Source organism: Agrobacterium tumefaciens, from assembly GCF_005221385.1.
GTDB classification, from domain to species: domain Bacteria; phylum Pseudomonadota; class Alphaproteobacteria; order Rhizobiales; family Rhizobiaceae; genus Agrobacterium; species Agrobacterium tomkonis.
The window spans coordinates 725,607-736,568 of sequence record NZ_CP039904.1 but is presented as its reverse complement, the minus strand read 5'-3'; the positions used below and the strand labels follow the sequence as shown (position 1 = coordinate 736,568).

10 protein-coding genes and 1 pseudogene are annotated in these 10,962 nt (G+C 61.1%); 5 read left to right on the top strand and 6 right to left on the bottom strand.

The genetic code is table 11. The features are described 5' to 3' along the window. The first annotated feature begins 13 nt into the window (after nucleotides 1-13). From CFBP6623_RS26885 to CFBP6623_RS18590, 5 genes and pseudogenes are all read left to right on the top strand, one after another. Nucleotides 14-151: a hypothetical protein gene (locus tag CFBP6623_RS26885; protein ID WP_156393941.1), complete on the top strand. Its 138-nt coding sequence runs from the start codon at nucleotides 14-16 to the stop codon at nucleotides 149-151. Beyond that, entirely contained in the window at nucleotides 151-1,077 is a 927-nt protein-coding gene (locus CFBP6623_RS18605) for a substrate-binding domain-containing protein (protein WP_046800030.1), read from the top strand. The genes CFBP6623_RS26885 and CFBP6623_RS18605 overlap by 1 nt, the downstream gene beginning before the upstream one ends. Nucleotides 1,078-1,163: 86 nt before the next feature. Continuing rightward, nucleotides 1,164-2,699, top strand: coding sequence for a sugar ABC transporter ATP-binding protein (locus CFBP6623_RS18600; protein ID WP_046799879.1), 1,536 nt, complete (start codon nucleotides 1,164-1,166; stop codon nucleotides 2,697-2,699). 35 nt (nucleotides 2,700-2,734) lie between these two features. After that, on the top strand, nucleotides 2,735-3,748 hold the full coding sequence (locus tag CFBP6623_RS18595; RefSeq protein WP_046799878.1) for an ABC transporter permease: 1,014 nt from the start codon (nucleotides 2,735-2,737) through the stop codon (nucleotides 3,746-3,748). 51 nt (nucleotides 3,749-3,799) lie between these two features. Then, nucleotides 3,800-4,515: pseudogene (locus tag CFBP6623_RS18590) on the top strand (sulfite exporter TauE/SafE family protein). A gap of 13 nt (nucleotides 4,516-4,528) precedes the next feature. Here the strand turns inward: CFBP6623_RS18590 and CFBP6623_RS18585 are convergent. From CFBP6623_RS18585 to iolG, 6 genes are all read right to left on the bottom strand, one after another. Beyond that, nucleotides 4,529-5,413: a MurR/RpiR family transcriptional regulator gene (locus CFBP6623_RS18585; protein ID WP_046799876.1), complete on the bottom strand. Its 885-nt coding sequence runs from the start codon at nucleotides 5,411-5,413 to the stop codon at nucleotides 4,529-4,531. Nucleotides 5,414-5,488: 75 nt separating this feature from the next. Further along, nucleotides 5,489-6,613 (bottom strand): Gfo/Idh/MocA family protein, encoded by a 1,125-nt coding sequence (locus tag CFBP6623_RS18580; RefSeq protein WP_046799875.1) that lies wholly within the window; start codon nucleotides 6,611-6,613, stop codon nucleotides 5,489-5,491. After that, nucleotides 6,606-7,574 (bottom strand): hydroxyacid dehydrogenase, encoded by a 969-nt coding sequence (locus tag CFBP6623_RS18575; protein ID WP_080842842.1) that lies wholly within the window; start codon nucleotides 7,572-7,574, stop codon nucleotides 6,606-6,608. The genes CFBP6623_RS18580 and CFBP6623_RS18575 overlap by 8 nt, the downstream gene beginning before the upstream one ends. Further along, the gene (locus CFBP6623_RS18570; protein WP_046799873.1) at nucleotides 7,575-8,387 is read right to left on the bottom strand and encodes an HpcH/HpaI aldolase family protein; all 813 of its coding nucleotides are present in this window, start codon (nucleotides 8,385-8,387) and stop codon (nucleotides 7,575-7,577) included. It lies immediately after the preceding gene. A 131-nt stretch (nucleotides 8,388-8,518) separates the two neighbouring features. Next, the gene (locus CFBP6623_RS18565) at nucleotides 8,519-9,949 is read right to left on the bottom strand and encodes an NAD-dependent succinate-semialdehyde dehydrogenase (protein ID WP_046799872.1); all 1,431 of its coding nucleotides are present in this window, start codon (nucleotides 9,947-9,949) and stop codon (nucleotides 8,519-8,521) included. 3 nt (nucleotides 9,950-9,952) lie between these two features. After that, nucleotides 9,953-10,960, bottom strand: a complete 1,008-nt coding sequence (gene iolG, locus CFBP6623_RS18560; protein ID WP_046799871.1) for an inositol 2-dehydrogenase — start codon at nucleotides 10,958-10,960, stop codon at nucleotides 9,953-9,955. Nucleotides 10,961-10,962 lie beyond the last annotated feature (2 nt).

Below are 10,962 nucleotides of genomic sequence, written 5' to 3'. Positions count from 1 at the left end.
TGATCGACAGGACATGACTTCGCTTGAGGCGGATTTTGCTGCTGCATCCGTCATCGGCGAAGCCATGCCTGGAGACAGCCGGGAGGCGCTGGTTTGGGTGATCGCACACATTCGTCACGTGCGGGGAAAAGAGGAGGAGAAAATCTCGTGATCAAAAAAATCGTAATCACAACCGCATTCTGCGCCCTGATGGCAAACGCTGCCCATGCTGAGAAGATCGGCGTGGCAATGTCGCTTTTCGACGACAATTATCTCACCGTGTTGCGCCACAACATTCAGCGCCATGCCAAGGATCTCGGCGTCGAAGTCCAGATGGAAGATGCGCAGGGCGATATCGCCCGTCAGCAGTCGCAGATCGAAAACTTCGTGGCGGCCGGTGTTGATGGCATCATCACCATGCTGGTGGATGCGGATTCTGGCAGGGCGATGTCGAAGATCGCCGATCAGGCGGGTATCCCGCTTGTCTTCGTGAACATGCTTCCGGCTAATATGGAGAAATTCCCGGAAAAGCAGGCATGGGTTGGTTCCAATGAGGAACAGGCTGGCGAATTGCAGGCGACAGAGGTTTGCAAGCTTGCCAGCGGCAAGGGCGATGCGGTCATTCTGATGGGCCAGCTTGGCACCACCGGCCAGCGCGGCCGCACCGCGGCGGCCGAACGTGTCCTTAAAAGCGATGCCTGCAAGGACATCAAGGTGCTGGACGCGCAGACCGCGAACTGGATGCGCACCCCGGCCATGGACCTGATGACGAACTGGATTACATCGGGCATGAAGCCGACCATCGTGCTTGGGAACAATGATGAGATGGCGCTCGGCGCGATCCAGGCGCTGAAATCGTCCGGCGTCGGCATGAAGGATGTCGTCGTCGCCGGTGTTGACGCAACGCAGGATGCTCTGGCGGCCATGGAAGCGGGCGACCTTGACGTTACGGTCTACCAGTCCGCCAAGGGTCAGGGCGAAGGATCGCTCGATACCGTGCTGAAAATCGCACGTGGTGAAAAATTCGAGCACAAGGTCGATGTACCCTTCGAACTCGTCACCCCTGCCAATGTCGCTCAATACAAGTCCAGCAACTGATTTGTGGCCGGCGACCGGGCATTGCCCCGGTCGCCGGCACAGCAAATCACGGCCCGGCCGCTGGCCGGATAAAGGACGGGTGAGACATGATTTCCACAACCACCTTAGAGGCGATCGAACGCTTCAAGCAGGCCGCAGGCCCATATCTTCTCGAAATCGAGGGGGTGCGCAAGGAATTTCCGGGCGTCGTTGCGCTGGATGATGTGCAGTTTCGCCTGCGCCCCGGTTCCGTGCACGCGCTGATGGGCGAAAACGGCGCCGGCAAGTCGACGCTGATGAAAATTATCGCCGGCATTTACAGCCCCGATGCCGGCACCGTCAGGCTCCGGGGAGAAGACGTCCGTCTGAAAAGTCCCCGCGATGCGCTGGAGCGCGGCATCGCCATGATCCATCAGGAACTGGCGCTGATGGACTGGATGACCGTGGCGGAGAACATCTGGATCCGTCGCGAGCCGAAAAACCGTCTCGGCCTCATAGACCATGCGAAAATGCTGGCGGAGACGCAGGCGCTGTTTAACCAGCTGAAGATCAATATCGATCCGGCGGCGGAGGTCAGCACGCTGACGGTGGCGCAGCGGCAGATGGTCGAAATCGCCAAGGCCGTCAGCTACCAGTCCAGCGTGCTCATCATGGACGAGCCGACATCGGCCCTGACAGAATCGGAGGTCGCGCATCTCTTCGATATCATCCGCGACCTGCGGTCACGCAATATCGGCATCGTCTACATCACCCACAAGATGAACGAGCTGTTCGAGATCGCCGACGAGTTTTCGGTGTTCCGCGACGGACGATATGTCGGAACCCATGCGAGCACCGATGTCACGCGGGACGACATCATCAGAATGATGGTCGGCCGTGAGATCACCAACATGTTTCCCAAGCAGGAAGCCTCGATCGGTGACGTCGTCCTTGAGGTTCGGGATCTCGGTTTGGCCGGGGTTTTCCACGGTATTTCCTTCGATCTGCATCGCGGCGAAATCCTCGGCGTGGCGGGGCTGGTGGGCTCCGGTCGCTCCAACGTTGCCGAGGCGATTTTTGGGGTGGTGCCGGCGAGTGAAGGGACCATCCGCATCGACGGTGCCCCGGTCACGATCCATTCGCCGGCGGATGCGATGCGCAGGGGCATGGCGTTACTGACGGAAGATCGCAAGGCAACCGGTTGTTTTCTGCCGCTTTCGATTCTTGAAAACATGCAGATTGCGGCCCTTCAGAATGGCCACGCGACCATGGGTTATGTCGATGAGCGCGGGCTGACGGTGCTATGCGAAGACATGAAGAAGGCGCTGCGCATCAAGACGCCCGATCTCGACGAGCGGATCGAAAACCTGTCCGGCGGCAACCAGCAGAAGGTGCTGATCGCCCGCTGGCTTCTGACGAAGCCGGCAATCCTCATCCTCGATGAACCGACGCGCGGCATTGATGTCGGCGCCAAGGCAGAAATCCATCGCCTTATTTCCAGTCTGGCGAAGGAAGGTGTCGCCGTCATCATGATCTCGTCGGAACTGCCGGAGGTTCTCGGCATGTCGGACCGGATTGTCGTGATGCATGAGGGGCATATGACCGGGATTCTCGATCGCGCCGAAGCGGACCAAGTCAAAATCATGGAACTGGCGGCCCGCTGAGGCTGCGACGGCGGCAATGCCGGGGAGGAAAAATTATGGATAGCGTACAGACCGAACCGGTCGAACGAAAAAGGCGCAAGCTGCCGCAGGAACTGAATATTCTGACCGTGCTGATCGGCGTCGCACTTGTGTTTGAGTTGCTCGGGTGGTTCGTGCAGGGGCAAAGCTTTCTCGGCAGCCCGCAACGCCTGACGATCATGATCCTGCAGGTCTCCGTCGTCGGCATCATTGCCGTCGGCGTCACCCAGGTCATCATCACCGGCGGCATCGACCTCAGTTCGGGCTCTGTGGTGGCTATGACCGCCATGATCGCCATGAGTTTTGCGCAAAGCAGCGATTTTGCCAGGGCCATCTATCCCGCACTGACTGATATGCCCGTGGTGGTGCCGCTGGCCGTTGGTCTGGGCCTCGGTCTCATTGCCGGCATCGTCAACGGTATGCTCATAGCGGTGACGGGAATACCGCCCTTCATCGCCACGCTTGGCATGATGGTCACCGCACGCGGCATCGCCAAATGGTATACGAAGGGTCAGCCGATCTCCTTCCCGACCGAGAGCTTTGCCTCGATCGGCTCGGGCGCATGGCCTGTCGTCATCTTCCTGCTCGTCGCCGTCACCTTCCATATTGCCCTGCGCTATACGCGTTATGGCAAGTTCACCTATGCGATCGGCGCGAACATGCAGGCGGCCCGGGTGTCAGGCATCAATGTTCAGCTGCATCTGGTCAAGGTCTATGCCATTGCCGGCCTGCTCGCGGGCCTCGCCGGCATCGTCACCGCCGCCCGCGCGGAGACGGCGCAGGCCGGCATGGGCATGATGTACGAGCTTGACGCCATAGCCGCGGCGGTTATCGGCGGCACGTCGCTCTCCGGCGGGCGGGGACGCATTTTCGGCACGGTTATCGGCACCGTGATCCTGGGGTTGATGATGTCGGGCTTCACATTCCTGCGCGTGGATGCTTACTATCAGGAGATCGTCAAGGGACTGATCATCGTCAGTGCGGTCGTTGCTGATGTCTACCGTCAAAAAGCCCGGCTCCGGAAGGGCTGATATCCATGCGCGCGGTGCCCCGGCTCGGGTGCCGGCGGCATTGCCGAGGAGATGCACTTGATCCTTTTCAACTCTCCTCTGGAACTGGGCGTCACCGTGCTCGCCGTCGTGCTGGTCGGGCTTTCCAAGGGTGGGCTCGGCGGTATGAGCCTGCTCGGCGTGCCGCTGATGGCGCTGGTGATGTCACCGGTCACGGCGGCCGCCATCCTGCTACCGATCCTCGTCGTCATGGACATGGTCGGCGTGGCGGCCTGGCGCAACTGGGTCGACTGGCGGATCATGCGCCAGCTTCGATCACCTCGGATGCCGTGGTGCGCCTGATTGTCGGCCTGGTCTCGGCCGTGTTCGTGCTGCGCGTCGTGCTGTCGAGGGGCGTTCTGGTGACGGTTGCGAAGGAGCGGCCGATGGCAGGCCGGTTCTGGAGCCTGCTTGCGGGTTACACCAGCTTCGTCGCCCATGCCGGCGCGCCGCCGCTGCAGGTCTATCTGCTGCCGCTTCGGATGGACCCGAAGGTTTTCACCGGTACCAATGTGATGTTCTTTGCCATCACCAATGTCCTGAAACTCGTGCCCTATGCGGCTCTCGGCGGTTTCGGCGCACAGAATCTCGGCCGCGCCGCCCTGATGGTGCCGCTGGCGATCGCCTCTACATGGCTTGGCGCCTGGACGGTGCGCCACATGCGCGCCTCGATCTTTTATCCCCTGACCTATGTTTCCGTGGCGCTGGTGGCGGTGAAGCTGATCTGGGACGGCGTGACAGGGCTTTAAGGAGTGTGGGTGTCTAGAGGCCCGTAACCGTCGGAATGCGTGGCGCCGTTTCGTTCTTCTGAACGCGCGCGGCCACGGCGACGGCCAGAGCCTGCGCAAGGCACATCGGCGCGGCCAGAGACCGGGAAAAGCTATAATCATGCTCGGGAACCGCGAACAGGACCTTTGCCGATTTTGCCAGCGGCGACAGGGTACTGTCGGAAATCGCCACGGTCGGTACGCCGATTTTTTCCGCCTCCTCGACGATATTCACCACTTCAGTCGCATAAAAACGGAAGGATACGGCGATCAGCACGTCGCCAGTCCTCATCGTCCGCGCCATATGGGTGGCGAGGCCTCCGCCGGGGTCGAGAAGGATGCATTGCTTGCCGAGCATGGTGAGGATGTAGCGCAGCAGTTCCGCCACCGGCGCGGAGCGCAACTGGCCGACGAGATAGACGGTGCCAGCGGCCTCTATGAGGTCCGCGGCGGTGCCGAGCTGTTCGGCGCTGATGCGCTCCAGAAGGTCCTGCAGGGAGGCAATGTCCCTGACGACAAGATCGTGAAGGAAACCGTATTCAGAACGGTCCTCGCGGCTCTGCAGCTCGTCATCGAGTGCGCGTACGCGCGCCTCGAAACCTGGAGCCGCTGTCGCTAGCCGTTTCTGGAACAGCGCCTGCAGCTCCTTGAAACCCTTGTAGCCCAACGACTGCGCAAACCGCACGAAGCTGGAAGCGTGGATATTGTGCCGCTCGGCAATGGTGTTGACCGAATGCACGGCGACTTCATTGGGGTTCTGCGTCAGATAGACGGAAATCCGCTGATAGGTCTTGCTCATCTGATCGTGACGATCATGGATGAGGCGGATCAGTTCTTCGTAATCTTTCGGAGGTTCGACGGGCTGCGGTTGTTGCTTCATGGCATGATATTGCAATATTTATTGCAGTTTTCCAAGGGGCATGAAGGCCCGCAGCCCGTCTCGCGATCACGGTTTTCAGCCGGCGACCTCCATCCATTGGCGGGCGGATGATGAGTGCTGGATTGTCTCGACCAGCCGCTGGATGCGCAGACCGGCAGCAAAACCGAAAGGCTCTGGCGCCTCTCCCGCGATCGCCCGCAGATAACCTTCGATTTCGATGGCTTTCAGGTCGTTGAAGCCGAGCTGGTGACCGGGTGCTAAGCAGAATCGGCCATAGGGCGCGTGATCGGGCGAAGCCTCGATCCTGCGGAAGCCACGGCGGCCGGCCGGATCGGCGGCTGAATAGAAATGCAGCTCATTGAAGCGTTCCTGCGTGAAATAAAGCGCACCCTTGTCGCCGTAGATCTCGAAATCATGCTGCATCTTGCGGCCGGTGGCGATCCAGTTGCCTTCGATCGAACCCTGCGCACCATTGGCGAAACGCAGGAAAGCGCGCCCCACATCGTCCACTTCCACCTTGCGTGTGCCACCCTTGCCATCCGGCCGCTCGGCAATCAGCGTCACGCAATCCCCCATCACTTCGGTTATCGGGCCGAGCAGGAATTCAGCTGTGGCAAGTGCGTGTGAGCCGATATCGGCAAGTGCACCGCCGCCGGCCGGATCGTGGCGGAAGGTGAAGGCGCCGGAGGCCTCGGCCATATAGTCTTCGGCATGCAGGCCACGATAACCGCGTATCTTGCCAAGTTCGCCCGCCGCCACCATGTCCCGAGCCAGCCGCAGCATGGGATTGCAGAGATAGTTGAAGCCCACCTGCGTTTTGACGCCACGCGCAGCCGCGGCAGCGGCCATCTCGCCGGCATCCGCGGCAAGCGGCGCCAGCGGTTTTTCGCAATAGACGTGTTTGCCGGCGGCAATGGCGGCAAGCGCCATCTCCTTGTGCAGGGCGTTAGGCGCGGTGATGTCGACGAGGTCGACATCCGGGTCGGCGATGATGCTGCGCCAGTCCGCCGTGAAGCGGGTAAAGCCGAAATCCGCAGCTGCCCGTGCGGCTGCGTCTTCGGTGATGTCGGCAACGGTGTGCAGTTCGATCCAGTAGGGCAGGTCGAACACCTTCTGGGCAGAGGCGAAACCGAAGACGTGGGCCTTGCCCATGAAGCCGGTGCCGATGAGGCCGACGCGGAGAATGGGTTTTTCAGACATGGGCAAATTCCGGATTGACGATGAGACCGGGATCGATCGTCCCTTTCAGGTAGTTGACGGCGTTCTGGATGGACGCAATCGCCATCCTCTCCCCGCATTCCGTCGTAAGTCCGGCAATATGCGGAGACAGGACGGTATTGAACTGCGACAGCAGGGGAGAGGAGCTTTCCGGCGGCTCGTCATCGAAGACATCAAGCCCGGCCGCGCCGACATGACCCGAGGCGAGCGCTTCGCTGAGCGCCTTTTCGCAGACCACACCACCACGGGCGGTGTTTGACAGCACGACGCCACGTTTCATCAGCGCGATTTCGGCGGCCCCGATTGCCGGGCTTGGCCCTTTGGGAATATGCACGGAAATATAGTCGGCCCAGGGCAGGCCCTCTTCCAGCGATACGGGTCTTGTTGGCCCTTCTGGCCATCCCGCTTGCAGCAGGTAGGGGTCGCAGGCGCGGATATGCATGCCGAAACCCGCTGCCATCCTGGCAAGATGCCGCCCGATCCGGCCATAACCGAGAATGAGGAGGTTCTTGCCGGATATTTCCTGCTGCTCCAGCCTGTTTCGCCAGCTCCATTGCCCCGGTTCACGAACCGCGCGGTCGGCGAGTATGGCCCGCTTCGCCGCCGCCAGCAGCAGCATCATCGCATGTTCGGCGACGGAGACGGAATTGACGTCGCCGACGATGGTGAGCGCGATGTTGCGGCGGTTGAGTTCGGCAAGATCGACGCTATCGTAACCCACCCCATGGCGGGACACCACTTTCAGCCGCCCGGCCTTTGCAATGGTGGCTGCCGAAAGCGGTTGCGTGCGGATGACGATCGCATCCGCTTCCTCGATGAAGGGTGCGTAGGAGGCTTCGGAGACGTCCTCGATATAGCGGACGGAGAAGCCGAGGGAGGGCAGATCGCGCAGCATCGCCTCGCCGGAAGGATGAAGTTTTCCGGCCACGAGAAGGTTCGGCATTCAATACCCCCCTTTGCCATCGGTTTTTTTGGTGGTCTTTTCCACCAGCCTGCGCCACGTCGCGGTCGATTCCGTCGCCGCCGCGGCCAGCAGGCGCGAATCGCCGGATACGGTGGTCATGTCGAAACCCCATTCCACCGCGCGTGCTGCGTAATCCGCCGTGCCGCAATGGAGGGCAGCCTTGATGCCGTTGCGGCGGCAGGCGTCGAGGATGCGCTTGATGGCGTCGATGACTTCAGGCTCTTCCCGGTCGAAGGCGGGCGTCAATTGCCCTTTCGAAAGCGAGAAACTCAGATCGGCGGGGCCGACATAAATCCCGTCGAGGCCCGGAGTGGAGGCGATCTCCTCGAGATTGTCCATCGCTTCCGCCGTTTCGATCATCGCAAAGGCGAGGATTTCGTCATTGGCCTCCGCGGCGTAATTGCCGCCGGCGGCGTAAACGGCGCGGGTGGGGCCGAAGCTGCGTTCCCCGAGCGGGGGGTAGCGCATGTACCGGACGAATTGCTCAGCCTGCGCCCGGTTGTTGATCATCGGGCAGATGATGCCATAAGCGCCTGCATCCAGAACCTTCGATATCCATGCCGGGTCGAGCCAGGGCACCCGCGCCATCAGCACCTTGTCGGAGGCGCGCATCGCCTGAAACATGCCGAGCACATCCTTGTAATCAACCGCGCCGTGCTGGATGTCGATGGAGATGGCGTCATAATCCTGTGCCGCCATGATTTCGGCGCTGAACGGGCTGGCGATGGACAGCCAGCCATGCAGTACCGGACGTCCTTCGGCCCAGATTTCCTTCAGTTTGTTTTTCCGCATGATTTTCTCCTGCAAGAATATCCGTCGCTAGAACACGTCCGGTTAAAACGGGTTTGTCGGGCGTGCTCTATCACTTTGTTTTTTCGCATTTTCCGGACGCAAAACCGCTACGCACTTTTACTGGAAATGCTCTAAAAGACGATCTGGGCGAGTTTGGTTTCGAGATAATCGCTTATCCCTTCTATACCGCCCTCACGCCCCATGCCGGAATGGTTCGTGCCGCCGAAAGGCGCTTCGGATGCGGCGAGCGCGAAACTGTTGATACCAACCATGCCGGCTTTCAGCGTCGCTACCGTTCGCCGTGCCCTTTCCGGCGAACGGGTGAATGCATAGGCGGAAAGGCCCATGTCGGAGGCATTGGCCCGCTCCAGAACCTCTTCCTCGGTGCTGAAGCGGGTGATTGCGGCAATCGGGCCGAAATTCTCTTCGGCAAAGACCTTCATCGTGTCCGTCACACCGGTCAGCACGGTGGGCTCGAAAAAGAAGCCGTGGTTGAGGTGAGGCGGGCGTTTACCGCCATGGGCGATTTCTGCGCCGGCGCGTAGGGCGTCGGCGACCACCGCCTCGATTTCCTCAAGGCGGCCGGCATTGATGAGCGGACCCATGCCGGTATCGGGATCAAGCCCGTCGCCCAGCCTGATCTTCGCCGTGCGGGCCACGAAACCCTCGACAAAGGAGTCGTGAAGGCTCTCGTGAACAAAGATGCGATCCGGCGTGACGCAGACCTGGCCGCAATTGGCGAACTTGGTAGGCACGGCAAGATCGAGCGCGTTGTCGAGATCCGCATCGTCATAAATGATGAGGGGCGCATTGCCGCCCAGTTCCATGGAGACTTTCTTCACGGTCTGCGCCGCATCGCGGATCATTTGCTGCCCCACCCGCGTCGAGCCGGTCAGCGACACCTTGCGCACGCGCTTGTCCGCCATGATCGGGCCATAGGTATCGGCGGTCGAACCGACAACGAGATTGACGGCGCCATCCGGAAGGCCGGCTGCCCTGAGGCAGTCGACCATCACCATGGCGACGCCCGGCGTCTGGGATGAGGGGCGCAGCACGACGGGGCATCCGGCGGCGAGCGCCGGGGCAAGCTTGCGCGCCGGAAGGGCAGCCGGGAAATTCCAGGCGGTGAAAGCGCCAACGATGCCCACGGCCTCGCGGGTCACTTCAAACCGTCCGCCGGGCACCCGGCTGTCAACGATGCGGCCATAGATGCGGCGCGCTTCTTCGGCGAACCAGCGGAACTGGTCGCAGGCAAGGCTCCATTCTCGGCCTGCCTGGGCAATCGGTTTGCCGGTCTCCAGCGAGATCATCTTCGCGCCTTCGTCCGCACGTCGCAACATTTCGTCGGCGGCCCGATGCAGCGCTTCGGCGCGGGCGAAGCCGCCCATGGAGCGCAGCTTCGGGAGGGCGGCTGCCGCCGCGTCGATTGCATCGCGGGTCTCATCGGCGGTGGCGGACGCCACCTCACCCAGCGCCGCGCCGGTGACCGGAGAGACGACTTCTCCCGTTGCAGCGCCGGTAAGCCAGCGGCCGTTGATGAAAAGTCCAAAATTCGCGTACATGGCTTATCCGATCTCGCTGGTGTTGACGGTGCGCCCTTCGGCGGCGGAACGGATCGCCGCTTCGGCAAGAAGCAGGGCCTGCCTGCCGTCTTCGAAGCCGACCTCCGGTGCTTTGCCCTGTTCCACGGCATCGACAAAGGCGCTGATTTCGGCTGCGAAGGCATCGGCATAGCGGTCGATGAAGAAGTTCATCAGCGGCGCTGCATGGTCGGTGCCGCTTTCGGTGTAGAGACGCAGGTGATTGAGCGTCCGGTTTTCGGAAATCGCCATGCCGGCACTTCCGAAGGCTTCGACCCGCTGGTCGTAGCCATAAACGGCACGCCGCGAATTGCTGATCATGCATTGTTTGCCCGAAGCGGTTTTCAAAACCACGGTCACGGTGTCGTAGTCGCCGCATTTCTCCATCAGCGCCCTATCGACCAGCCGTGAACCGGTGGCGGAGACTTGGCTGATTTCTTCACCCAGAATGAAACGGGCCATGTCGAAATCATGGATCGTCATGTCGCGGAAAATGCCGCCCGACATTTCGATATAGGCGGCGGGCGCCATGCCGGGGTCGCGCGAGGTGATGACGACCTGATGCAATTCACCGATCGTTCCGTTTTCGACGGCCTCACGCACGGCACGATGTCCGCTGTCAAAACGCCGGACGAAGCCGAGCATGATCGGCACGCCGCTGCCGGCAATTTTTGTTGCACAGGCGTTGACGCGGTCGAGGGAGAGATCGATGGGTTTCTCGCAGAGCGCCGGTTTTCTGGCGGCGACCGCCTTTTCCAGCAGATCCGCATGGGTGGGGGTTGAGGTGGCGATCAGCACGGCGTCGACTTCAGGCGAGGCAAAAACCGCCTCGGTCGACTCAAATCGCATCACATCAAGCTTTTCGGCAATTTCTTTCGCCGAGGGCTCGTATACATCAAAGATACCAGCCAATGTCGCGCGTGGATGAGCGACGATGTTTTCCGCATGCATGCGGCCGATACGGCCCACACCAAGCACTGCAATTCTCAGCATTG